General features: G+C 36.1%; 25 protein-coding genes and 1 tRNA gene. 25 read left to right on the plus strand and 1 reads right to left on the minus strand.

Features of this window, described 5'->3' with window-relative positions; translation table 11 throughout:
* Positions 1-89 precede the first annotated feature (89 nt).
* From NRE15_RS00840 to def, 12 genes are all read left to right on the plus strand, one after another.
* Positions 90-1,913 carry an ABC transporter ATP-binding protein gene (locus NRE15_RS00840; RefSeq protein ID WP_313793751.1) on the plus strand — a complete coding sequence of 608 codons (1,824 nt, stop codon included), beginning with the start codon at positions 90-92 and terminating at the stop codon, positions 1,911-1,913.
* Positions 1,914-3,740 carry an ABC transporter ATP-binding protein gene (locus NRE15_RS00845; protein ID WP_313793752.1) on the plus strand — a complete coding sequence of 609 codons (1,827 nt, stop codon included), beginning with the start codon at positions 1,914-1,916 and terminating at the stop codon, positions 3,738-3,740. It begins immediately after the preceding gene.
* A gap of 131 nt (positions 3,741-3,871) precedes the next feature.
* Complete coding sequence (locus NRE15_RS00850) at positions 3,872-5,536, plus strand: DUF1002 domain-containing protein (protein WP_313793753.1); 1,665 nt, start codon at positions 3,872-3,874, stop codon at positions 5,534-5,536.
* A 199-nt stretch (positions 5,537-5,735) separates the two neighbouring features.
* Positions 5,736-7,112, plus strand: coding sequence for an exodeoxyribonuclease VII large subunit (gene xseA, locus NRE15_RS00855; protein ID WP_313793754.1), 1,377 nt, complete (start codon positions 5,736-5,738; stop codon positions 7,110-7,112).
* Complete coding sequence (locus NRE15_RS00860; RefSeq protein ID WP_313793755.1) at positions 7,105-7,332, plus strand: exodeoxyribonuclease VII small subunit; 228 nt, start codon at positions 7,105-7,107, stop codon at positions 7,330-7,332. Before xseA ends, NRE15_RS00860 begins: the two co-directional genes overlap by 8 nt.
* Positions 7,322-8,209, plus strand: a complete 888-nt coding sequence (locus tag NRE15_RS00865; protein WP_313793756.1) for a polyprenyl synthetase family protein — start codon at positions 7,322-7,324, stop codon at positions 8,207-8,209. Before NRE15_RS00860 ends, NRE15_RS00865 begins: the two co-directional genes overlap by 11 nt.
* 2 nt (positions 8,210-8,211) lie before the next feature.
* A complete protein-coding gene (locus tag NRE15_RS00870; RefSeq protein ID WP_313793757.1) occupies positions 8,212-9,030 on the plus strand; it encodes a TlyA family RNA methyltransferase in 819 nt (272 codons plus the stop codon).
* Between the two features lie 11 nt (positions 9,031-9,041).
* The gene (gene recN / locus NRE15_RS00875) at positions 9,042-10,763 is read left to right on the plus strand and encodes a DNA repair protein RecN (protein WP_313793758.1); all 1,722 of its coding nucleotides are present in this window, start codon (positions 9,042-9,044) and stop codon (positions 10,761-10,763) included.
* 23 nt (positions 10,764-10,786) lie between these two features.
* Positions 10,787-11,533, plus strand: coding sequence for a glycerophosphodiester phosphodiesterase family protein (locus NRE15_RS00880; RefSeq protein WP_313793759.1), 747 nt, complete (start codon positions 10,787-10,789; stop codon positions 11,531-11,533).
* A 24-nt stretch (positions 11,534-11,557) separates the two neighbouring features.
* Positions 11,558-12,523 (plus strand): tRNA (adenosine(37)-N6)-dimethylallyltransferase MiaA, encoded by a 966-nt coding sequence (gene miaA, locus NRE15_RS00885; RefSeq protein ID WP_313793760.1) that lies wholly within the window; start codon positions 11,558-11,560, stop codon positions 12,521-12,523.
* Positions 12,516-13,751, plus strand: coding sequence for a GTPase HflX (gene hflX / locus NRE15_RS00890; protein WP_313793761.1), 1,236 nt, complete (start codon positions 12,516-12,518; stop codon positions 13,749-13,751). Before miaA ends, hflX begins: the two co-directional genes overlap by 8 nt.
* A gap of 21 nt (positions 13,752-13,772) precedes the next feature.
* Positions 13,773-14,339 carry a peptide deformylase gene (gene def / locus NRE15_RS00895; protein WP_313793762.1) on the plus strand — a complete coding sequence of 189 codons (567 nt, stop codon included), beginning with the start codon at positions 13,773-13,775 and terminating at the stop codon, positions 14,337-14,339.
* 52 nt (positions 14,340-14,391) lie between these two features.
* On the opposite strand, the gene NRE15_RS00900 is transcribed toward def, so the two are convergent.
* Positions 14,392-14,465 (minus strand) — tRNA-Arg (locus NRE15_RS00900).
* 369 nt (positions 14,466-14,834) lie between these two features.
* Between NRE15_RS00900 and gdhA the strand changes: the two genes are divergently transcribed.
* The 13 genes from gdhA (at position 14,835) to accA (ending at position 25,963) form a co-directional block, all read left to right on the plus strand.
* Positions 14,835-16,175, plus strand: coding sequence for an NADP-specific glutamate dehydrogenase (gdhA, locus tag NRE15_RS00905; protein ID WP_313793763.1), 1,341 nt, complete (start codon positions 14,835-14,837; stop codon positions 16,173-16,175).
* Positions 16,176-16,346: 171 nt separating this feature from the next.
* On the plus strand, positions 16,347-16,820 hold the full coding sequence (locus tag NRE15_RS00910; protein WP_313793764.1) for a MarR family winged helix-turn-helix transcriptional regulator: 474 nt from the start codon (positions 16,347-16,349) through the stop codon (positions 16,818-16,820).
* Entirely contained in the window at positions 16,813-17,757 is a 945-nt protein-coding gene (locus tag NRE15_RS00915; RefSeq protein WP_313793765.1) for a beta-ketoacyl-ACP synthase 3, read from the plus strand. The genes NRE15_RS00910 and NRE15_RS00915 overlap by 8 nt, the downstream gene beginning before the upstream one ends.
* A gap of 53 nt (positions 17,758-17,810) precedes the next feature.
* Positions 17,811-18,032: an acyl carrier protein gene (locus NRE15_RS00920; protein WP_313793766.1), complete on the plus strand. Its 222-nt coding sequence runs from the start codon at positions 17,811-17,813 to the stop codon at positions 18,030-18,032.
* A 25-nt stretch (positions 18,033-18,057) separates the two neighbouring features.
* Positions 18,058-19,014 carry an enoyl-[acyl-carrier-protein] reductase FabK gene (gene fabK, locus NRE15_RS00925; protein ID WP_313793767.1) on the plus strand — a complete coding sequence of 319 codons (957 nt, stop codon included), beginning with the start codon at positions 18,058-18,060 and terminating at the stop codon, positions 19,012-19,014.
* A 31-nt stretch (positions 19,015-19,045) separates the two neighbouring features.
* A complete protein-coding gene (locus NRE15_RS00930; protein ID WP_313793768.1) occupies positions 19,046-19,990 on the plus strand; it encodes an ACP S-malonyltransferase in 945 nt (314 codons plus the stop codon).
* 1 nt (position 19,991) lies between these two features.
* Positions 19,992-20,714, plus strand: coding sequence for a 3-oxoacyl-[acyl-carrier-protein] reductase (gene fabG / locus NRE15_RS00935; protein WP_313793769.1), 723 nt, complete (start codon positions 19,992-19,994; stop codon positions 20,712-20,714).
* A gap of 29 nt (positions 20,715-20,743) precedes the next feature.
* Entirely contained in the window at positions 20,744-21,979 is a 1,236-nt protein-coding gene (fabF, locus tag NRE15_RS00940; RefSeq protein WP_313793770.1) for a beta-ketoacyl-ACP synthase II, read from the plus strand.
* A gap of 2 nt (positions 21,980-21,981) precedes the next feature.
* On the plus strand, positions 21,982-22,455 hold the full coding sequence (gene accB / locus NRE15_RS00945) for an acetyl-CoA carboxylase biotin carboxyl carrier protein (protein ID WP_313793771.1): 474 nt from the start codon (positions 21,982-21,984) through the stop codon (positions 22,453-22,455).
* A gap of 21 nt (positions 22,456-22,476) precedes the next feature.
* Positions 22,477-22,914 carry a 3-hydroxyacyl-ACP dehydratase FabZ gene (gene fabZ, locus NRE15_RS00950; protein ID WP_313794921.1) on the plus strand — a complete coding sequence of 146 codons (438 nt, stop codon included), beginning with the start codon at positions 22,477-22,479 and terminating at the stop codon, positions 22,912-22,914.
* Positions 22,915-24,315, plus strand: a complete 1,401-nt coding sequence (gene accC / locus NRE15_RS00955) for an acetyl-CoA carboxylase biotin carboxylase subunit (RefSeq protein WP_313793772.1) — start codon at positions 22,915-22,917, stop codon at positions 24,313-24,315. It abuts the gene before it with no gap.
* 1 nt (position 24,316) lies between these two features.
* Complete coding sequence (gene accD / locus NRE15_RS00960) at positions 24,317-25,168, plus strand: acetyl-CoA carboxylase, carboxyltransferase subunit beta (RefSeq protein ID WP_313793773.1); 852 nt, start codon at positions 24,317-24,319, stop codon at positions 25,166-25,168.
* Between the two features lie 15 nt (positions 25,169-25,183).
* Positions 25,184-25,963, plus strand: a complete 780-nt coding sequence (accA, locus tag NRE15_RS00965) for a carboxyltransferase subunit alpha (RefSeq protein WP_313793774.1) — start codon at positions 25,184-25,186, stop codon at positions 25,961-25,963.
* Positions 25,964-26,040: the final 77 nt, after the last annotated feature.

Genomic DNA, 26,040 nt, shown 5'->3' on the forward strand with positions numbered 1-26,040 from the left:
TTTACCTTTGAAGTCAAAATCTTGACCGTTTATGCTAAAACACTAACTTTTAGACAAATATCCCTTATGATAGATGTGAGGTGAAAGATATGAAGCAACGAGGATATTACTTGAAATTACTGATTCAGGAAATTACTGCCTATAAAAAAACGATTTGGTTGTGGATGGCAATTAGAGTAATTGTTAAAACAATCTTACCCTTTAGTCGTGTATTAATGTCGGCTTTAGTGATTGAATGGTTATTAACGGGTATTGAAATTGAACAATTTTTATGGCAATTAACTATTGGCATTATTTTAATTTGTTTCTTGGAAGTGATTGATAAGCGTTTGTCATTCTATTTCGAGACGGAATCAGATATCTTCCGTATAAAAATAGTGACAAAAATTACCAGTCAAATTTTATTTTTGGATTATCCAAACATACAATCAGAAGAAGGACAAAAAATGTATGCTGAAGCTTTGGGCTTGGCTGGCAGTCCGGCTCAATTGTTTGGACGAATTATTAATGATTTAATGGATTTAGCTAGTGCAGTGATTGGCATAATCATGTATGCCACCTTAATTTTACAAGTTGATGGGATATTTATTTTAATCATTGCTGTAATGATTATTGGTTTACTTATTTTTAAAGGACAACAAAAAAAAATAAATCAATCAATTAGTGAAAAACAGGCTGAAAATAATAAACAAAATAGTTATTTACGTCGTATTTATGGTGATTTACGTTTAGCAAAGGATATCCGTCTATATCAAATGCATGATTGGTTTATAGAAATAAAAACACAAATTACCGATGCGTATGTCGAAATCATGCGTCCAAAAAATAAAGTTCAATTTTTTGAAAATACCTATTTAGCAATAGGAACAATTATTTTAACGGCATTAGCTTATATATTAAGTATTCAGCAAATTGAATCAGGTATTTTGAATGTTAGTGGCTTTGTTGTGTATGTGGGGGCTATCACTCTGTTAGCTTCAACCATTACCGAAGGTATTAATGACTTAGCTGAAATGGATCGTAATTTGCAAGAAGTAAGATATTATGATGATTTTATGCATCAAAATCAAGTCTTTAACCATGGTGAAGGGATGGCGCTACCTACAGAAAATATCCGAATTGAATTAAAAAATGTGACTTATACTTATCCCAACCAAAAAGAACCCGCTTTACGCAATATTAGTATGGTGCTTAATCCACTAGAGAAGGTGGCCATTGTAGGAGAAAATGGCGCAGGAAAATCCACTTTGGTTAAATTAATTTGTGGTTTGTTACTACCCGATTCAGGCGAAATCTTGCTTAATGGTCATCATCAAAATGAATATAATATTTTTGACTATTACCAATTATTTTCGACGGTTTTTCAAGATAGCTTCTTGTTAACCTATACCATTAAAGAAACAATTATCCAGGGATTACCCTATGACGAGGGACATTATCAGTCAGTTCTGAAACATAGCGGCGTCGATAAAATGGTTAATCAATTCAAAATGGGTGATGAAACAAAAATTGTTAAAGCTGTCGATAATGATGCGATACAGTTGTCAGGTGGTCAATTGCAAAAATTAAAGTTGGCACAAGCACTGTATAAAAATGGACCTGTCTTAATTCTCGATGAACCAACGGCAGCGCTCGACCCATTGTCTGAACATGAAGTATATCAAGATTATTTGCATTTTTCTGAAAATAAATTATCATTATTTATTTCGCATCGTTTAGCTTCGACCCGTTTTTGTGATCGGATTATTTATTTAAGGGATGGGGCGATTGTAGAGGTAGGTTCTCATGATCAATTGATTGCTCTAAAAGGACAATATTACACGCTTTATGAAGCTCAAGCACACTATTATCGTGATAATATAGATGATTCCCAAGCTGGCGAAGAGGTTATTGAAGTCGGAGGTGTGATATAAATGAAACATTTAGGATTATATAAAAGAGCTGTCCTTGATTTATGGAGGAGTGGCAAGCGATATTATCTCTTGTTATTGATTCAAACATTTGCAAGGGCTAGTCAAACGTTTGTTTCCTTTATATTTATGAATCGTTTAATTACGTTGTTAAGTGAACAAAACTTAGTGGCTGTTAGGTCGGTAGTTAGCCTATATTTAATTATTTTTACGGTTTTGCATTTACTAACGACCTTATTACAACCTGCAATCAATGATGCTAAGGAGTTAGCTGATCGGCGCATATTAGAATTGCCTTATGAAAAGATGTTAACGATGCGCTACCATATAGTTGATAGTGCTGAAACAAGTCAGAAGCTTGAACGGATTCGCATGAGTAATATGTCAAGGCAGTCAAGTCTATATTTAATCAATGTTCGTATTCCTTTTCTAATGGATTATTTTATTCGTGTGGTATGGTCGTTCATATTGTTAATACCTTTGTTTACACAAGTGCGTGTTACAGGTCAGAGTCAGTGGGATTGGGTCAGTAGTCCTTGGGTATTATTAATCTTTGTGATTGGGATTGTGCTTTCAATTTATATTCAATATTTAAGTTCGCAAAAATCAGCAGAATATATGTCCAATTTAGATGAAAGTGTCATTCGAACAAATACGAAATTTAATTATGAAAATCGTATCCTGGAAAATACGGAATCCGGTAAAGAAATAAGATTGTATCAAATGCAAGATAGACTCTATCAAAATCAAAAAGAATTAGATCAATCAACTGAAAAATTATTACGTGGATTGAATCATGCAGGGATGAATGGTCATCTATTAACCGTCGTTGTGAGTCAATTACTACATTTTGTTGCTTATGCTATTATCGGTATTCGTGTGCTCTTAGGCATGTTACCGATAGGTCAAATTGTCCAATTATCCAGTGCATTGACTCAGTTATTAAGCAATTTACCCAATTTAATCCAATATTTAGCCATGATTCTGTCACAACCAGATACATTGGTTGAATATTATGCTTTTATTGATTTACCAGATGACCAAGATGTAGGCAGTTTACCGATAGAAAAACGTTTGGATAATGAATACCACATAGCTGTTAATCAGTTGTCATTTGCATATCCGGAAACGGACGATTTAATTTTAAATAATGTCTCAGCCAAATTTGAAGTTGGGAAAAAATATGCCATAGTAGGTGAAAATGGTTCAGGGAAAACGACCTTTATTAAATTGTTAATGCGTTTGTATGAACCGACAGCGGGTGAAATCACCTTAAATAAGATTGATGCGCAAAAGTATCAATTATCAGAATACTTCCAATTATTTTCGGTTGTTTTTCAGGATTTTAGGCTATTAAGTTTTAAACTCGGTCAAAATATTGCCGTTAATCAAAACTATGATACCGATAAAGCCATGAAATATATACGTCAATTAGATTTAGAACAAATGGTGTCGCAACTTCCTGCTGGTTTAGAGACTTATTTGGGTAAAGAATTTAGTAATCAAGGGGTTAATTTGTCTGGCGGGCAAGAGCAAAGAGTGGCTTTAGTACGTGCCCTGTATAAGAATGCACCCATTATGATATTGGATGAACCGACAGCAGCTTTAGATCCTGTTACAGAGTTTAATATTTATCAACAGTTTGATCAGTTAATTAATCATAAAACCGCATTTTATATTTCTCACCGTTTATCTTCTTGTCGTTTTTGTGATGAAATCTTAGTATTTGATAAAGGCGAGATTATCCAAAGAGGGTCGCATGATGAACTGGTAAAAATAGATGGGAAATATGCTGATCTCTGGCACGCTCAAGCACAATATTACCAATAGACTAACTTAGTTGTAGTGATATTTATCTTGGGGGAAACTGTGTAATAACATTGAAAAAAGTATGAAATATCAACTAAATAATTTCATTGTGTTATAATTGAGATGTTATAAAAATAGGGGGAAAAAGATCTATGAAACGATTTACTAAATTATTTGCTTTGCTATCAGCAAGCTTGCTTATAGCACCGATTGCATCTTCAGTTGTTGTCCTTGATACAGTAAGTGCCCAACAAACTAGTTTAGCTCAAGGTACACGATTGCTATCTTTAGGGGCTACTTTAAATGAACAAGAAGCCAATCAAACACGTCAATTACTCAATGCAACGGATGTTCCAGCTGAAAATGTGATTTATGTTGATGGGGTAACAATAAATAATTATTTAAACGATGGTTCTACTGCAGCGACTGATGTCTATTCATCGGCTTATATAGAACAATTTGGACCCGGACATGGTATTCAAGTTCAAATCGTCACACCTGAAAATATCCAACAAGTCAGTGCATCAACTTATCAAAACGCAGCCATTACGGCAGGGGTTTCAAATGTAACGATTAGAATTGCGACCTTATACCCTGTTACAGGTGAAGGGGCTTTAACAGGTGTTTATGCTTTATTAGAAGACGCCGGTGTGCAACTAAACCAACAAGATATTCAAGTTGCCCAAAAAGAAATACAAGTTATCGGTAACGTTGAAGAAAACACACAACTGACACAAGACCAAATTAATTTAATCATTTCACAAATAAAACGTGAAATAAATCAATATATTTTAGACAATGGATCTATCACCGATGAAGTCATTTTAGAAATCGTTCAACGTAACTTCGCGGATGTTGAGATAGATGAAGCGACATTGCAAGAAATAATTGATTTAATTAGAGAATTTGCCGAAACGGAAGCCGCTTCAGACGAAGATACACAAAATCAAATTGACCAAAGTTTATTAAATCGTCCTTGGAGTGAAGTGTTAGCAACAACGGAAACTGTTGCTACGGTGGATGACTTACTGGCTGGTGACCGTCCCGATTTTTCTGATCAAGCGGTTTATCATCCAATGATGCAAGCCTTCCTAAATCGCTTTTATGAATTAGCTGAAGCGGGAGAGTCAACTGATTTTCTCTATTCGCATACCTTCATTTTTGAAAATATGACACCGAATATGGACCAAGCAGATACACAAGCTTTGAATTGGATTCGTACATTGATTTATCAATATACAGAAGCCTCGACTTTAGAAATGCGTCAAGCTGAATTTGCTTCTATGGGCGTTAATTTCATCAGTTTACAAGAACAATGGTTACAACAGATAGCAGACTATAATGCTCTAGCGACGAATGACCCAGTTTTATATGAGTTATTTACACAAGTGGCGAATGCAAGTGGCTTAGCACCAGAAGTATTTATTTATGGTGATGTGCAACAAGCAGATACCATCATTACAACGATGATTTATTCAGACCAAATATCGCATTTTTCAATCATTGACACCTATTCATTTAATACATTAGATGATTCAATTGCTTATGTGGACGCAACGACTGGAACAACAAGTCCTGTGGCTAATAGTTTTGATTTCTTAGCTGCATACGGAGTTGCGGTTGAAAATCTTTATCAACCATTCACGACTATTCCTGCTGATTTTACCATTCCAGGTTATGAAGCACCTGTCAATGAAGAAGATTTAACTAATGATGCTGAAGACAGTGTAGAAGAAACACTTTCTGAGGAAGAAGCAACGACTGAAGAGCCCGTTGATTCTGTTGTAGAAGAAGTATCTGATGAAGAAGTAGAGTAATCAGACGTTAAAAATAGCAACAAACGAGAGAGAGACTGTAGGCACTCATAGGCTACAGTCTCTTATTCGTGTTCCACTTATCCAATTAATTAATTATCTTTTTAATCGTCATGTTGCGGCTAAAACATATGTGTGCTTGATGAAAAACTATGATAAAATAGGCATAATAAAATGTTTAATTTATACAAGGAAGTGTAAAATGGAAAAAGAAAGTCAAACGACCTATTTGACAGTCACAGCACTTACCCAATATATTAAAAGAAAATTTGATGTTGACCCTTATATGCAAAAAGTTTGGGTTGTCGGTGAAATTTCAAATTTTAGATATCGACCCAATGGTCATCAGTATTTTAGTTTAAAAGATGAAAACGCTCGGATTCGAGCGATGGTATTCAGTTCGACTTTTAATAAAATACCTTTTGAGGTCAAAGATGGCATGAAGGTGCTCGTGACAGGACGAATTTCATTGTATGAACGTAATGGTGATTATCAAATATATGTTGATGGTATAGAGCCAGATGGTGTGGGTGCATTGTATCAAGCTTTGGAACAATTAAAAGAAGCCTTTGCTAAGCAAGGTTTATTTGATAAACTGCAAAGGAAAATCCCGCTTTATCCCAAAAAAATTGCTGTTATTACTAGCCCTTCAGGTTCAGTCATTCAAGATATTATTACCACGATTAAACGAAGATATCCCATTGTTGGTATTACCGTTTTCCCTACAAAAGTACAAGGGAAAGAAGCCGTGGATGAGATTGTCCAAGCCTTTAATTTATTTGATGACGTTGCGGATGAGTATGATACTTTAATTTTGGCTCGTGGTGGAGGTTCGATTGAAGATTTATGGTGTTTCAATGATAAAGAGGTTGCACAAGCAATTTTAAATTGTAAAGTTCCCGTTATTTCATCTATTGGACATGAAACGGATACGACGATTGCTGATTTAGTTGCGGATGTAAGAGCGGCGACACCAACAGCAGCGGCTGAATTAGCTGTTCCAATGTTAATCGATGTCGTTAGCAAAGTGAATCAACAACATGATCGCTTGTTCTATGCGATTAACCAAATAATAAAGCAAATGAAAAAGCAAGTTGAACGCTTTTCTGAATCCTATGTATTAAGTCAACCTGAACGTTTATATCAAGCTTATAGTCAACGCTTGGATATTGCGCAAAGTCAGTTAATTCATTTGACACAGCAACTATTAAACCGTAAAGATCAACAATTGCTTTTTTATAATCAAAGACTCAACTTAGTCCATCCGTCTAAAAAACTGCTAGACTCTAAAAAAGTAGTCAATCAATTAGACGTTCAATTAATGCGCGCCATTAATCAGAATATTCTGTGGTTTCAAAGACAGTTAAGTGAACAAATTAATTTACTAGATGCTTATAGTCCATTGAAAATTATGGCAAGAGGTTATTCCGTTGTAGAACAAGATCAAATGGTAGTTAAATCCATAAAACAATTATCGCTTGATAGACCCATCAATATTTCATTGGTTGATGGCAAGCTTGAGGCAGAAATATTAAGTGTGACTGAATTGAAGAAAGAAAAGGGGCCAAAAGATGAGTGAATTAATTAAAGAGCCAGAAAGTTTTGAACAGGCACTTGAAGATTTAGAAAAAATTGTGCAACAATTAGAAAAAGGTGAATTACCTTTAGAAGAAGCTTTAAATGCTTTTCAACAAGGCATCGCTTTAAGTCAATATTGTCAAAAAACGTTAAATGATTCGGAAGAAACCGTTGCGAAAATGATGACGAAACAAGGAGAAGTGCCTTTAAATGGAGAATAACTTATTAACATTGAGAACGTTGTTTGATAGTGCTTTAGATGAACAAATTCGTTTTGTTATGACGCCTATTGAAATGCTAAAACCAATGGTCTATTCTTTAAAAAATGGTGGCAAACGACTTCGTCCTCTATTGTTACTATCAACTTTGTCGATTCAATCGACGGATTTAATAAAATCTGGTTTGAAAACAGCGATTGCCTTAGAATATATTCATACGTATTCACTCATTCATGATGATTTACCAGCTATGGACGATGACGAAATTAGACGTGGACAACCGACTAACCATATTCAATTTGATGAAGCGACTGCCATTTTAGCAGGCGATGCTTTATTGACGGATGCCTTTGGTATTATCGTTGAGGATGACTTATTATCTGCCGAAACAAAAAATAAGTTAATCTTTGAATTAAGCCGTGCGGCTGGTTCACACGGTATGGTTGCCGGCCAACTTAGTGATATTCAAGCAAATGAAGAAGCCGACTTTGATGATTTAGTAACGATTCATAGTTTAAAAACGGGGAAGCTATTTACTTTTGCGGTTAAAGCAGCCGCAATTATTGCAGAATTAGATGAGCAAGAGATGCAATTATTAGTTGATTTTAGTGAACATTTTGGTCGAGCCTATCAAATTCATAATGATATTATGGATGTTGAAGGTACCGAAGAAGGCACAGGCAAGAAAGTTAAAAAGGATCAAAAACATCATAAAGTGACCTATCCAAGTTTATTAGGCTTAGAAGCCAGTAAACAAGAGTTGAAAAAAGAATTAGATGCAGGTAAAGATAAATTAAGACAGTTAAATAAGCAAACCAATAAGCCTTATCAGCAATTAAATGCCTTTTTAGACTTATTAACATTGAAAGAAGCATCATAATAATGAAAAAAGAGCGTGTAGATAAGTTAGTTGTTCAGTCGGGATTGACTGAATCAAGGGAACAGGCGCGACGAATGATTATGGCAGGTCAAATATATGACGCGAATAATCAACGGTATGATAAACCAGGCGAGAAAATTGATGCGAGTAAGGAACTACATATTAAAGGCAAGAAACTACCCTATGTCAGTCGAGGGGGGTTAAAACTTGAAAAAGCTATTAAAACGTTTGATATTGATATGACGGATCAAATTTTGCTAGATATTGGAGCGTCAACTGGCGGTTTTACGGACGCAGCCTTACAATTTGGTGCCCTTAAAAGCTATGCTTTAGATGTTGGTTACAATCAACTAGCTTATAAATTAAGAATCGATGAACGTGTTATGGTAATGGAGCGGCAAAATTTTAGGTATTCTACGCCTGAAGATTTTACTCAAGGTCAGCCTACCATCGCCAGTATTGACGTTTCTTTTATTTCGTTAAAATTGATTTTACCGCCATTGGTGCCTATTTTGAAAAAAAACGGGAGTGTTTTAGCACTCATAAAACCCCAATTTGAAGCAGGCAAAGAACGAATAGGCAAGAATGGGATTATTAAAGATGCCCAAGTTCATTTTGAGGTTTTACAAGAAGTGTTGCAATTTATAAGTGAAATAGGCTTTACCATTCAGGCGGTCACTTTTTCACCCATTACTGGCGGAGAAGGAAACATCGAATTTTTAGCCCATCTCATTAATGAGGATAAAAAGGAAAATGATTCTTGGAAAAATATTGATATTCAATATATCGTTCAATCGGCACATGACACATTTGAAAGATAGTGGGGATAAGCATGTTAAGTAGTTTAACTATTCAAAACTTTGCTATTATAGATGCCATTTCAATTGATTTTACAGAAGGAATGACTGTCTTATCAGGTGAAACGGGAGCAGGTAAATCAATTATTATTGATGCTTTAGGCATACTCATTGGCGGGCGCGGTTCAACGGATCTGATTCGTTTAGGCAGTGATAAATTAGTTGTAGAAGGCTTATTTCAAATAAATAACCCTACTCATATCATGGATCTGTTTGACCAATACGGGCTCGATTGGGACGAGGCTGATGAATCGCTTATTATTCGGCGTGAAATAAATCAAAATGGTAAAAATACCATCCGCATAAATGGTCAACTATCAAATGTCACATTACTAAAAGAAATCGGTAAATATTTAGTCGATATTCATGGACAAAATGAGCATCAAACTTTACTAGATAAAAGTCAACATTTAAACTTATTAGATGAATTTGGTGAAAATAACTATGGGCCACTACTGAATGAATATCAAAATGCTTTTAAAACATATACAGCCATTAGACAGGCGTTTATAGCAGCTCAAAAAAATGAAACTGACAATGTTCAACGTTTGAATTTCCTAGAGTTTCAAATTAATGAAATCGAGCAGTATCAATTAGTAGCACAAGAAGATGAAGCACTTGAAGCCTTAAGTCAAAAACTCCAAAAATCAAAGGAAATTGAACAAACATTAGCGTCAATCAATTATTTGTTTAGTGAAAGTGACCTTAGTTTGTTAGATCAATTAAATCAAATTATTGGTTCTTTAGCGGATATTAAACATGATAATGGGCGCTTAGAAGCCAATTATCAGCGTTTAGAAAGCTTGTTGATCGATTTGGAAGATATAGCGCAGGAGATTGCTTTAGAATCATCGGATAATATCGATGACCAATCACTGGATGAAGTGGAAAGTCGCTTAGGCCAACTGAGTCAAATAAAACGAAAATATAATATGACAATTTCAGAAATATTAACTTATTATGATGAAATTTCAGAAGAAGTTTATCAAATACGGCATCGCGATCAATATTTAAAAACAATTGAAACGGAATTAACGCAGGCTTATAAAGTATGTTTTGATTTAGCTGAACAATTACATAATGAACGGCAAGCGATGGCTTCTGAAATGACACAAGCAATTGAAGCTGAATTAGCAGCCTTGTATATGAAAAATAGTCGTTTTAAAGTCGATTTTACACAAGTTGAAACAGATAAATCACTGGCTCAAATTTTAGATAATAATTGGTTGAAATTGTCTGAAACGGGCCTTGACTTGATTGAATTTTTTGTCAAAACCAATGTAGGTGAAGAATTTAAACCATTAATACGAGTAGCCAGTGGGGGAGAACTTTCACGGTATATGTTGGCTTTGAAAGCTGTTTTTTCACAACACCAAGATTCAAAAACAATGGTTTTCGATGAAATTGATACAGGTGTTTCTGGACGTGTGGCGCAAGCCATTGCCGAGAAAATCTATTCGATGTCCTATTATCATCAAGTGCTATGCATTACCCATCTACCTCAAGTGGCTGCTATTGCTAACCAACAATTATACATCAAAAAAGAAGTTGATAATGAACGTACGTATACGAAAGTTAGTACGTTAGATGAAAGTGAACGTAGTGAAGTTATTGCTCAAATGATGTCTGGAAAAGTTATAACGCAAGCATCTTTAAAACTTGCTAAAGAATTACTTTCTGAATTACAAAACAAATAACCAATTTGTCAGGGGACGATATAATGGTAAAAATATATGCTCATCGTGGCAATAAATCCGAATTCGCCGAAAATAGTTTAGAAGCATTTCAGTCAGCTTTACAATTAGGTGTTGCTGGGATTGAGTTAGATGTCCATCTCAGTAAAGATAACCATTTAATGGTTATCCATGATGAAACCATCGATCGAACGACCAACCATCGTGGTCGTATCAAAGACTTAACGTTGTCACAATTAAAAGAAGTGCGCTTACTTAATCCCGATCAATCTGAAAGTAATAACCCAATACCAACTTTAAATGAAGTTTTTGACTTATTGCAGTCACACAAGTTTTCCGGAGAACTAAATATTGAATTAAAAACAGATCAAATTGAATACCCAAACATTGAAAAACGAGTGGTTGATTTAGTTGAAGCACAAACGTTAGGGTTTGAAGTTATTTATTCAAGTTTTAATTGGAAATCGATTCAGCGCATTAAAGCGATTAAAAGTGATGCGAATGTTGCGCTTTTGATGGTAAAGTATTTATTAGATAATTTTTATGACCAGATTGACAGTTTACAGCCCCATGCACTGCATGTAGATTATCGCTTGGTGCCGTCACTCCCACAAGCATTGATTAACAAATACCCCCTTAGAATTTGGACAGTAAATGGTCAATCTAATTTAACCCAGCAATTATTCCATTCCCCGGTAGAATTAGAAGCGATTATGACGGATGAACCATTTATGGCATTAGAGTTGATACGTTTACATAATCAAAGTGTTTAAATGCAGAATAACGGAGTTGAATCAATGGCACACAAAATACCACTTATCGTTATTGGTGGACCAACGGCAGTTGGAAAAACGGCTTTAAGTATTGAATTAGCAAAACACTTTGACGGTGAAATTATCAATGGTGATAGTATCCAAATTTATAAAGGCTTAGATATTGGAACGGGAAAAATAAAACCGGATGAGATGCAAAATATTCCACATCATTTGTTAAGTTTTTTAGAGGTTAATCAAACCTATGATGCGAATCAATTTAAAATAGATGCTCATAAGTCTATTCTTGAGATTAATGCACGCAAAAAGCTACCCATAATTGTTGGAGGTACAGGCCTTTATTTGGAAGGTTTATTGTATGATTTAGAGTATGGGGGAAAAGCAAGTCGTTCACAGTCCGTAAGAACACGATTAGGTGAACGATTAAATGAAATCGGTGAATTCGCCCTATGGGATGAATTAAATCAAATCGACCCAACTGCAGCAGCCAATATTCCTTATCAAAATAGCCAACGAGTTATTCGTGCCTTAGAAGTCATTGAAGTGACGGGGGATTTATTTTCACAACAACAGTCGCATCAAAAGCAAGAATCAGTTTATCAAGAACTTATATTTATTTTAAATCGCCCAAGAAGTGAGTTATATGATAGAATAAATCTAAGGGTGGATAAGATGATTGACGAAGGCCTCGAACAAGAAGTCTATCGCTTATACCAACTAGTTGACGGAGAAAAAGTTGCTAGTACTAAAGGCATTGGGTATAAAGAATGGTGGCCATATTTCGAAAATCAAATGAGTATAGAGGATGTCGTTGAACAAATTAAGCAACATTCTAGACGTTATGCTAAACGACAACTGACTTGGTTTAGAAACAGGTTAACTCATACTCATTGGTTGGATAATCAAGATGAAGCATTAGCCATTAATGAGGCTATTACAATGGTTACTCAATACCTGTCAAATATTGAGAAAGGAAAAATGAATGATTGAAGTCGAGAGGCAGCAGCCTGAAAGAGTCCTATTAGTAGGTGTGGCAACAGATGATTATGATGATGCTAAATTTAATTTGTTAATGAAGGAGTTATCTGATTTAACTTTAGCAGCTGGAGGTAATCCTGTTAAAACGGTCACGCAAAAGCTTGCAAGAGTTGATAGCCGAACGCTTGTCGGTAGTGGTAAACTACTTGAGATAGAAGAAATTGTTAACAAAGAAGCGATTGAGTTGGTAATTACACTCAATGATTTATCAAATAACATGAATCGAAATTTAGAAGACCAACTTCATGTCAGAGTGATCGATCGTGTCCAATTAATTCTCGATATCTTTGCTTTACGTGCCAAAAGTAAAGAAGGTAAATTACAGGTTCAAATTGCTCAATATGAATATTTTTTACCTAGACTATCCGGTCAAGGTAAACACTTATCGCGTTTAGGTGGAGGAATTGGGACACGTGGTCCTGGAGAAACTAAATTGGAAAGTGATCGACGTCATATACGTTCGCAAATGAATCATGCACGCAAAGAATTAGCTAATTTAGAAAAGCATCGGGAAAGAAATCGCGCTAAAAGGCAAAGTGGTCGTGAGTATAATATTGGTTTGGTTGGCTATACGAATGCTGGTAAATCAACTTTATTAAGAGAATTAACAGCAAGTGAAACCTATGTTCAGGATCAATTATTTGCGACACTTGATCCCTTAACAAGACGGTTTAGCATTAATGGACATGATGCTTTTACATTGACTGACACCGTTGGATTCATTGAAGATTTACCGGTGCAATTAATCGACGCTTTTCGATCAACCTTAGAAGAAATGCGCTATGTTGATTTATTATTGCATGTTGTTGATGCAAGCAGTCCTGATTATTATGCTCACGAAAGAGTTGTTCATAAATTATTAGATGATTTAGAAATGAAAAATATTCCAATGATTACTGTTTATAACAAGAAAGATTTAGTTGATGATCAGTTTATTCCTCATAATCAACCACATATTCTCATATCAGCACTTGATCATAATGATTTGGAATCTCTTAAATCACTTATTTGGGACATCTTAATGGAAGCTTCAGAACCATTTAGTGTTGACGTACAGCAAGATGAAGCCGATTTACTTGCCTTATATCGTCAAAAAACACTCATTCAAGAGATTATATTTGATGAAGAGAAACAAACCTATCGAATTAAAGGATTTCGAAGACGTTTAAATGATATTTAGTGGAATTTTGGAGGAGATACAATGATTACAATGGGCGATTTTGTCCCTGAAGAACATCCAATTTTAAGAGAAGTGGCTGATCAAGTTCAGTTTCCCTTGGATGATGCAACAAAACAATTAGCAGATGATATGCTCGAATTTTTAATCAATAGTCAAGATGAAGAACTGGCTGAGAAATACCAATTACGTGCAGGGGTTGGTTTAGCAGCTCCGCAAATTGGGGTAGGTAAGCAAATTTTTGCTATCCATTTAATGGAGTATGACGAAGAGGGTGAGCCGGTGAGCCCTATCATCAGTCAAGTCATGTTCAATCCGAAGATCATTAGCCATTCCGTTGAAAATGCCGCTTTGCAAGATGGAGAAGGTTGTTTATCCGTTAATCGTAACGTGCCAGGATTTGTACCAAGACCAAGACGCGTTAAGTTTTCCTATCAAAATGAAAATGGCGAAAAGCAGGTTTTACGATTGCGTGATTATGAAGCCATTGTGGTTCAGCACGAACTCGATCACCTAAAAGGAATTATGTTTTATGACCATATCGATGCCAAAGATCCTTGGGCTAAAAAACCAAATATGACGATAATTTAGCTAAAAAAAACACTAACCATTGTTAATAAACAATAGTTAGTGTTTTTTAATACGTCACAGGAGGGATTCGAACCCCCGACCGTTCGCTTAGAAGGCGAATGCTCTATCCTGCTGAGCTACTATGACATAGCAACTTCTCAATTATATATATTTATTTGTTTGTTGTCAAGGGTGAAAAGGAGTGCAATCCATGATATTTCATTGGTAGACTCCCAATCAAGTAGAGTGAAAGCGACAAATAAAGCAAGAATTCTTTATTTTTCTCATTTACATATAGACAAAAATATTTTATTAGTTATAATTGAAATGTACTAATGAAAATTAGTATAGTGCTTCTTGAATTAAGCACGTGCGTTTGGGCTACCTAATCGGTAGTCCTTTTTTTATTATAATGAATAGATATCGCTAGCAATATTATATAATCTAGTCAATTACTTGCTATTATTGAAATAATATTATGCTATAATAACTTATAAAATTGGAGGGATAACGCTTATGGAAAATGCCTATACTAAAAGTGTCTTTGAAAAACTAAGCGCATCAAATGCTCACGAAACAGAATTTTTACAAGCTGTCGAAGCCTTTTTAGAAGCGATTGAAGTGGTTATAGATGAAGATGATACATACCAGCAACATGCTATTTTAGAACGAATGGTTGAACCTGAACGAATTATTACTTTTCAAGTTCCTTGGGTAGATGACAATAATCAAATTCAAATTAACAAAGGTTATCGTGTTCAATTTAATTCAGCCAATGGACCTTATAAAGGTGGGTTAAGATTTCATCCAACGGTCACACAAAGTGTATTAAAATTTTTGGCTTTTGAACAAATATTTAAAAACTCATTAACGAATTTACCAATCGGTGGTGGTAAAGGAGGATCTGATTTTGACCCCAAGGGCCGTTCAGATAATGAAATTATGCGTTTTTGTCACAGCTTTATGCTGGAATTAACGAAATATGTTGGTAGCGATTATGATGTCCCTAGTGGTGACATTGGCGTCGGGCAAAGAGAACTATCTTATTTGTATGGAACCTATAAGAAGCTACAAGGTCCTCATTTGGGTGTTTTTACAGGGAAACCGACCAATTTATATGGAAGTTTTGGCAGAACGGAAGCGACAGGTTATGGCTTGATTTATTTCTTGAATGAAATGTTAGCTGTTACTAACGAATCCTTAGTTGGTAAGAAAGTCATTATTTCTGGATCCGGTAATGTGGCATACTATGCCGCTAAAAAAGTTCAAGAATTAGGCGGGATTGTTATTAGTATGAGCGACTCGAATGCGACCGTTTATAATTTGGCAGGTATTGATTTAGATGCCATCAAAGCGTTAAAAATTGACCATTCCGATCGTATTGTCAATTATCAGATTAAGGATGAAGTAACAAAAATTGAAGAAAAGTCCGTGTGGGATATTGATTTAGAAGCAGATATCGCGTTACCGTGTGCGACGCAAAATGAAATCAATGAAGACCAAGCCAAACGACTGATTAAAAACGGAGTTAAATTTGTGGCAGAAGGGGCTAATATGCCAACTCATTCTAACGGGATAAAAGTTTTTAAAGAAGCAGCGATTTATTATGCTCCTGGGAAAGCATCGAATGCGGGTGGTGTAGCGGTTTCGGCTTTAGAAATGTCGCAAAATGCACAACGCCTTCAATGGACGACGGAAGATGTGGATCGTCAATTACAAGGGATAATGAAACAAATTTTTGTGCAATGTCAACAAGCATGCGAGGATTATAAGCTTGGGTTTGATTATGCTGCTGGAGCAGATATTGCCTCATTTAAAAAAGTAGCTAAACAAATGATACAATTAGGTATTTATTAAGAACTAACACCGAACGCTGGCTGTAAAGTATAGCTTCGGTGTTTTTTAATATTATTTTTTATATTAATAAACTCTTAAACACGTAGAGTGTTGACAAAAGTCAGTTGGTAATATAAACTTTGGACATCAAATAGTTTGATATTCAAAGTATTAAAAGTGGGGTGATAATGATTGGACTTTGAGCGAGCAAATGAAATAAATGACTATTTGGTGAAGATTTTTAACGAAGTCTTATTGATTGAAGAAGGAACGTTACAACAATCAGATTTCAAAGATCTTTCGGTAACTGAAATGCATACGATTGAAGCTATTTCATTAACAGGTGATTTAAGTTCGACAGAAGTAGCGCGCAAACTCAATATCACAGTAGGTACTTTATCCGTAGCAATCCAAAACTTAGTCCGAAAGGGATATGTTGAACGCGTACGCTTGCCTGAAGATCGCAGAGTCGTTCGGCTTAAACTAACCAAAAAAGGTAAACTCTTGTATCGTTTGCATCGCCGCTTTCACTTTAATATGGTAGAGGCCGTTTTAGATGATATGTCGGAAGAAGAAATTCCAATCTTATTAAAGGGTATAAAAAATTTACATCGCTTTTTGTTTGACATTAAATCACAGATGAATGAGGAAGAAAAGAATGAGTAAGATTATAGCAACAGGATCATATTTACCTTCAAATTATTATAGTAATACCGATTTAATAACTAAATATAATATCGACTCAAGCCATGAATGGATACAACAGAGGTCTGGGATTGAAGGAAGGTATTTAGCTGATACAGATGAGTCTGTAGGAAGTTTAGCCATTGAAGCGTCAAAAGCTTTGCTAGCTAAAGTTGATTCAGACATTATGGCTGAAATTCGGTTTATCGTTGTTGCAAGTATGTCATCATTTTCACCTACTCCAAGCTTAGCTAATCAAGTTCAAGCAGCGATTGGTGCTACAAATGCATGGACAGTTGATGTGAATGCAGCGTGTAGTGGCTTTGTTATGGCACTTGAATTAGCGAATCAAGTATCAAGAAATTATGCTTCAGGTTATACATTAGTTATTGGAGCAGAAAAAATGAGTGATATTTTAAATTTTGAAGATCGTTCAACAGCTGTATTATTTGGTGATGGAGCAGGAGCCCTATTATTAAAAAATGACGGTGAACAATTAACGGATTATCAACACTATTTAGCCTCTGCTAGCGATGACGCCTTATCGATTCATTTAGAACAAACCGGGGATAACTATTATTTAACCATGTTAGGTCGGGAAGTATTTAACTTTGTTAATCGTACGGTTATCAGTTCATTGAGTGATTTTATTGCAGAACATCATTTGTCATATGATTACTTAGTCTGTCATCAAGCTAATCAGCGTTTATTAGATTTATTTGCAAAAAAACTAAAAATTTCGCACGATAAAATACCAAGTAATATTCAAAAAGTAGCAAACACATCAGCTGGCAGTATACCAATATTGCTTGACCAGATGGTAACGGAACAATTAATTCGCTTAGATGGGACACAATCCATTATCCTTTCTGGGTTTGGTGGAGGTCTATCTTGGGGTCATTTATACTTTAAATTATAATGTAAGTTAAAAACTTGCGCCAAAAAAATTAAAATTTCATGGAGGAATTACAAATGTTTGAAAAAATTCAAGGTATTATTGCAGAACAATTAGGGATTGAAGAAAGTGAAGTAACCTTAGAAACAGATTTCGAAAGTGATTTAAATGCAGATTCATTAGATGTTTTCCAAATCATTAGTGATATTGAAGATGAACTAGATATTACGATTGATACTGATCAAAATTTAAGAACGGTTCAAGATTTAGTTACCTATATCGAAAACCTAGAAGCTTAAGCGCCAATTAAGAAGGATGGATTGAATGAAAACAGCAATTACCGAACTACTAAATATTGAGTTTCCAATAGTTCAAGGAGCGATGGCATGGGTTGCTGACGCAGACTTAGCTAGTGCTGTTTCAAATGCAGGAGGCCTGGGCGTTATTGGCACAGGTCATGATCCTGTTGAACTAGTCATCAAAAAAGTAACAGCGATGAAAGAGAAAACGCATAAACCATTCGCTGTGAATGTCATGCTTTTAAACCCGCATGTAGACGATGTGGTTGATTATTTGATTGAAGCAGGCATCAAAATCATTACAACAGGTGCTGGTAATCCTGGTAAATACATGGACCGCTTTAAAGCAGCGGGTATTTCGGTTATTCCAGTGGTTGCTTCGGTTGCTTTAGCGAAAAGAATGGAACGTATTGGTGCCGATGCTGTTATTATTGAAGGAATGGAAGCAGGCGGGCATATAGGTAAGTCTACAACCTTAACGCTCCTTCCACAAGTAGTGGATGCTGTCAATATCCCCGTAATAGCTGCGGGTGGATTTGGTGATGGACGGGGAATGGCAGCCGCCATAATGCTTGGGGCAGAGGCCATCCAAGTCGGAACACGCTTTGTCGTTTCACATGAGTCGAATGCACACCCACGCTTTAAGCAAGCTATTATTGAAGCTAAAGACATTGATACGGTTGTTACAGGCCAAATCACCGGTCATCCTGTGAGAGTATTAAGAAATCCATTAACAAAGCAATATTTACAAGCCGAAAAAGAAGAGACGAGTAAAGATTCTCCCGATTTAGATCGCTTAGAAGATATTGCTAAAGGGGCTTTACGACGCGCTGTTGTTGAGGGTGACTGGCAAACAGGCTCATTTATGGCAGGTCAAATTGCCGGCTTAGTGAGTAAAGAACAATCGTGTTATGATATCATTCGTGAGTACGTGAGTGAATGTAAAGAAACAATAAAACTAAACCAACGATATGTGGATTAGAAGATTATTGGGTTAAAAGGAGTCTTTATTGATGAAACTAGCCATTATTTTTAATGGACAAGGTGCGCATTATGAGCATATGGGGAAAGATTTTATTTCTGAATATGCAGTAGCCAGAGAACTTATTCAAAACATTGAAGCTGTAACAGACTATCCGATTCAGAATTGGATTGATCATGATATAGATATTTTATCCAAAACACAATATGCGCAACCGGCGATAGCTGCCACTAGTCTGGTTATTTATCACAGTATTGCTCCTCTAATTCCAGCCGTATCTTATATGGCTGGTTTAAGTTTAGGGGAATACGCTGCTTTGATGGCTAGTCAAGCCTTGACTATCGAAGATGGTTTCACTTTGTTAAAAGCCAGAGGCGAAATCATGTCTATTCAATGTGAGAATTTAAAAAACACCGCTAATGTTCAAATGATAGCCGCTATTAACATGCCACTTGATCAGATTAAAGCAACAATGTCTGAAGTCGATCCCGCATTACCACTTTATATTGCCAATTATAATTCGCCTAGCCAAATTGTTTTAGGTGGTGTAGAAGCTGCCGTTAATCAATTTACTCAATTAGCTAAAGAAAAAGGCTATCGAAAAATTCTACCCTTAAAAGTGGAAGGGCCTTTTCACACACCTTTAATGGAAGACGCTGTTCCACCGTTTCGTTTAATTTTAAATAAAACCGCATTTAAATCCTTTGATACCCCTGTCATTTCAAATTTAACGGTTGAGCCGCATCAATTATCAACGATTAAAGATAATTTAGCTAATCATTTAGTTCAACCTGTCCAATGGCAACAAACCATTGATTATTTTGTCGAAAATGGGGTCACGCATTTAATTCAAATAGGGCCAGGTAAAACCTTAGCCTCATTATTAAAAAGACAAGAAAACGTTCCAGAAGTCCTTGTAATTGATAAAGTTGAAGATGTGCAAGCTTTAGAACCTTTCTTAAATAAAGGAGTTTGACATGAGTTTAGTATGTATCGTAACAGGTAGCTCACGAGGTATTGGATTATCTATTGCTCATTCTTTAGCTAAGGCTGGGCATCAAGTTGTTTTGAACAGTCGACGTCCAATTAATGATGATATTCTTAAGCAATTTTCTGACTATAGTCTAGCTGTTGGAACGATGATTGGTGATATTAGTCATTTTGATAAAGCCAAAGAATTAGTTGATCAAGTTAAAGCAGACTACGGTAGGATTGACGTTTTAGTCAATAATGCCGGAATTACTAAAGACGGCTTATTCATGCGTATGACAGAAGACGATTTTAATAGTGTCATTCAAACGAATTTAAATGGTGTTTTTAATATGTCGCGCCATGTAATTCCAATCATGTTGAAACAAAGAAGTGGTTCAATTATTAATATGTCAAGTATTGTTGGTGTTACTGGAAACGCGGGTCAAGTCAATTATGCTGCGAGTAAAGCCGGAATAATTGGTTTAACCAAGGCTTTAGCGCGAGAAGTAGCAAGTCGTTCGATTACCGTCAATGCTATTGCGCCTGGTTTTATTGAGACAGAAATGACAGGGCAATTAAGTGAACGTGTTGTTGAAACCATGTTAAGTCAAATTCCACTTAAGCGTTTTGGTCAAGTGGAAGAAATAAGTCAAACCGTTGAATTTTTAATTGCAAATCGTTACATAACGGGTCAAGTTATCGAAGTTAATGGCGGCATGAATATGTAATTTTGTGTTTTTGTACAAGGAGGAAAATAATGAACCGTGTAGTTATTACTGGAATTGGCACAGTTTCTCCCATTGGTAATGATGTTCCATCATTTTGGGAAAGTATGCGTCAAGATAAAAGTGGTGTTTCAAAAATCACACGATTTGATGCAAGCAATACAGGTATTAGTGTAGCCGCTGAGGTTAAGGATTTTGATCCATCGTTAACCATGGACCGTAAAGAGTATAAGCGGATGGATTTATTTTCACAATATGGTGTGGCAGCTGCAGCAGAAGCGCTAGCCATGAGTGGTTATGCCATTGAAGAAAATCCCTACCGAGTAGGAACATTAGTAAGTTCTGGAATTGGTGGATTAATTGAAATTGAAAATGGCATCCGTAAAATGATTGATAAAGGACCTAAACGAATTCCACCTTTATTTGTTCCAATGACCATTGGTAATATGGGAGCTGGAAACATTTCAATGAAGTTTGGAGCTAAAGGAATTAGTTTAGATATCGTTACAGCATGTGCAAGTGCCACGAACTCTATTGGTGAGGCTTTTCTAAAAATTAAAAACGGCTTGTTAGATGCTTGTTTTGCTGGTGGAGCTGAGGGAACGATTAATGAAATTGGTATAGGTGGTTTTGCTGCCTTAACAGCTTTATCAACGAATGAGGATCCTACCAAAGCTTCACGTCCATTTGATAAAGATCGTGATGGTTTTGTGATGGGGGAAGGTGCTGGTATCTTATTCTTAGAATCTCTAGAATCAGCCCAAAAACGTCAAGCAACCATTTTAGGTGAAGTTGTTGGATATGGCTCAAATTCTGATGCTTATCATATGACAGCGCCATTACCCGATGGAAGTGGAGCAGGAGAAGCAATGAAAGCTGCGGTTGAAATGGCTGGAATCAAGGTTGAAGATGTGGATTACATCAACGCCCATGGAACGAGTACACCAACAAATGATTCAGCTGAAACAGTGGCCATTAAATATGCATTTGGTGAACAAGCCTACAATGTTCCTATTTCAAGTTCAAAGGGCCATTTTGGACATTTATTAGGGGCTGCTGGCGGGGTTGAAGCGGTTGCCGTCGTTAAAGCGTTGCAAGAAGGTTTTATACCGGCAACCTTAGGTTTAGAAAATCCTGATGAAAACTGTGATTTAGATTATGTACCAGCTAAAGGGCGTAAACAAGATATTCGTTATGCATTGTCAAATTCTTTAGGATTTGGTGGGCATAATGCTGTCCTATGTTTCAAACGCTGGGACGGTGAATAGGGATGCAATTCCAAGATTTATTGACTTTAATTGATAAGCTAGATAAATCAAGTGTCGCTTATTTAGAATATCAAGCTGATCATAGTCATGTTGTATTATCTAAAACCGCTAAACATGACTCTATCACTCATGTTGAAACAGGCAAAAGTTCATCAACGGAACCAATTGAAGGCACTCAAATGGCTCATGTTACGCAAACAGATGCAGTTACGGTTGATGAATCAACTAGCGTAGAAAAAAGCGGTGAACTTGTACCTTCGCCCATGGTTGGCGTCGTCTATTTACAAGCTAACCCTGATGCTGAACCTTATGTGACTGTAGGAAAAACGGTTGAAAAAGGTGATGTTATTTGTATCATTGAAGCGATGAAATTAATGAATGAAATCACTGCCCCTCAATCAGGAATCATTGAAGAAATTCTGGTTGAAAATGAATCAGTGGTTGAATTTGGTCAAGCCATTGTTCGTATTAAATAATAGTTGAATTTAAGGAGGATTATCATGACAATAATGACAGCCCAAGAGGTAATGGAAATTATTCCAAATCGTTACCCAATCTTTTTTATCGATGCTGTAGACGAATTAATTCCTGGTGAAAAAGTAGTATGTCGTAAAAATGTAACCATTAATGAAGAATTTTTCCAAGGTCATTTTCCTGGTGAACCCGTTATGCCCGGTGTTCTAATCATCGAATCATTAGCTCAAGCAGGTTCTATTCCATTGTTAAAAATGGAAGGTTTTGAAGGGAAAACGGCTTATCTAGGTGGATTAAATAAAGTTAAATTTAGACAAAAAGTTGTTCCTGGTGATGTGTTACGTTTACAAGTAGATATCGTTAAATTGAAAAGTAATGCTGGTATTGGATATGGTCAAGCCTTTGTTGGAGATAAAAAAGTAGCCGAAGCTGAAATGACTTTTATTATTGGGGCAAAGTAAATGTTTAAAAAAGTATTGGTTGCAAATCGAGGCGAGATAGCTGTTCGCATCATTCGGGCTTTACGCGAAATGGGTATTACTTCAGTAGCTATTTATAGTAAAGCCGATGAGAATGCCTTACATACTGAATTAGCAGATGAAGCTATTTGCATTGGACCAGCAAAAGGATTAGATTCTTATGCAAACCCCATTGCCGTACTCAGTGCAGCCATGGTGATGGGGTGCGATGCCATTCATCCAGGCTATGGATTTTTATCCGAACGAAGTGATTTTGTTCAAATGTGTGAAGAAACTGGCATTAAATTTATTGGCCCATCAAGTGAAATAATCCATTTAATGGGAAATAAGCAAAATGCACGTACGACAATGCAAGCAGCGGGTGTTCCCATCACACCCGGAAGTAAAGGTTTAGTTCATTCATTGGACGAGGCGCATATAATTGCTCAACAAATAGGTTTTCCTTTAATAATCAAGGCTGCCGATGGTGGTGGTGGTAAAGGGATGCGCCGGGTTGAAGAAATGAGTCAATTTGATCATTTGTTTGAACAAGCTCAAAATGAAACACAAGCTATTTATGGGAATAAAGATTTGTATATTGAACGTATTATTTATCCTGCTCGCCATATCGAGGTCCAAATATTGGCGGATGAGCATGGGAATGTCATTCATTTAGGTGAGCGCGACTGTTCGTTGCAAAGAAATAATCAAAAAGTAATTGAATTTGCGCCTGCTCAGTCATTGTCTGAAGAAACGAGAGCGAAAATTTGTCAAACGGCTGTCCAAGCTGCTAAAGCAATCGGTTATACAAATGCGGGCACGATTGAATTTTTGCTTGATGAAAATGAAAATTTCTATTTTATGGAAATGAATACGCGATTACAAGTAGAACATCCTGTGACCGAAATGATTACCGGTATTGACATTGTTAAACAACAAATTCTTATCGCTAGTAATCAACCTTTAGAATACACCCAAGAAATGATTCATTTTAATGGTTTTGCTATTGAATGTCGTTTAAACGCTGAAGATCCTAAATTTCAATTTAGACCTTCTAGTGGCTATATTAATCGACTGATTTTACCTTCAGGCGGTATTGGATTGCGTGTCGAGTCTGCTGTATATCCTCAATATTTATTACCACCCTTTTATGATTCAATGATTGCAAAAATTATTGTTCATCAACCAACAAGAGAAGCAGCGTTTAAGTTGATGGATCGTGCCTTGTACGAAGTTGTTGTTGAAGGGTTGGAAACAAATATTGAGTTACTTGACGGTTTAATTAGCAGTGAATCAGTTTTTCATGATAGAATACATACTAAGTGGTTAGAAGAATCATTTATGCCGGAATGGCAAATGACACTTCATGAAAATGAGGATACTGATAAACTAGAGGAGGCATAATATGGCATTATTCCGAAAAAAGAAGACTATTCGAATAAACCCATTGCCTATTCAAGAAATAGAGCAGAAAAAAGCAAGCATTCCTGAAGATATGGTCAAAAACTGTCCCAATTGCAAACGGATTTTAATCAACAATCAAATTTCACAAGAAAGAATTTGTTATCATTGTGGCGAACATTTATATTTTGCTGCAAAAGAACGTGTTGATTGGTTAGTAGATTCAAATACTTTTGAATCATGGGATGATGGTTTAAGTACGATCAATCAACTAAATTTTCCAGGTTATAACAAAAAAATATCGGAAGCTCAAAAAGCGACCGGATTAAATGAAGCCGTGTTAACGGGGAAAGCTATGTTGAATCACAAACCTTTTTGTATTGGGGTCATGGACAGTCATTTTATTATGGCAAGTATGGGGTCAGTCGTCGGTGAAAAAATTACCAATCTTTTTGAAAGAGCAACTGATCAATCGTTGTCCGTTGTCTTGTTTGTTGCATCGGGTGGGGCACGCATGCAAGAAGGTATCTTATCTTTGATGCAAATGGCGAAAGTTTCACAAGCGGTCGCAAAGCACCAACAAGCCGGCTTATTCTATTGTGCTGTATTAACCAATCCAACGATGGGTGGTGTAACAGCTAGTTTCGGTATGCAAGGGGATGTAACCTTAGCTGAACCGCATGCGAAAATTGGTTTTGCTGGTAAACGTGTTATTGAACAAACAATCCGATCAACTTTACCAGATGATTTTCAATCAGCCGAAAGCTTGTTAGAAAATGGTTATGTTGATGAAATTGTTCCACGGAGTCAACAAAAAGCGACCCTTGATTTATTATTACAAATCCATCAAAAATAGAGAGTAGGTGAGACCATGCAAGCGTATCAAATCGTGCAACGTGCGCGTCAACTGGATCGTATTTCTACTTTAGAAGTGATTGATAGTTTGTGTAGTGATTTTATAGAATTACATGGCGATCGCTTAATGGCAGATGATAAAGCAATGGTGGCTGGCATAGGCTTGGTTGAAAATAAACCTATTACAGTGGTTGGTATTCAAAAAGGACGGCATACAAAAGAAAATATTATGCGTAATTTTGGATCAAGTGGGCCTGCTGGTTATCGCAAAGCCATTCGACAAATGAAACTAGCTGAAAAATTTGGTCGTCCGGTCCTCACTTTAATCAATACGGCTGGGGCTCATGCGGCACCAGAATCAGAAGAAAATGGGATTGGCGATGCGATTGCTCAAAGTTTAATCACGATGAGCGAGTTGACGGTTCCTACATTATCCATTATCTTGGGTGAAGGCGGTAGTGGTGGGGCTATTGCGCTAGCATTGACGGATAGTGTTTGGATGATGGAAAATAGTATCTATTCGATTTTATCGCCTGAAGGATTTGCCTCTATTCTTTGGAAAGACTCAAAGTTAGCTTCACAAGCAGCTGATGTAATGAAATTAACGGCTAAAGATTTATTAGAATTAAAAGTAATTGATAAAATAATTCCTGAGGAAGAAAATGGGATATTTATTGAAAAAAATCAATTATTGAACAACTTGACCCAAGCAATTAAGTCAGAATTTAGTCGCTTAATGGCCATTGATAGTGAACAACGGCATGAAATGAAGTATGCCAGATTTAGACAGTTTTAACCAAATCCATTATATTAATCTGATTATTTAGTCTTTCTGATCTATCCATCGATAGTGTCGTAATGACAGAATAATCA

Origin of the sequence: Fundicoccus culcitae, assembly GCF_024661895.1 — a bacterium.
In the GTDB taxonomy this organism is placed as follows: Bacteria; Bacillota; Bacilli; order Lactobacillales; family Aerococcaceae; genus Fundicoccus_A; species Fundicoccus_A culcitae.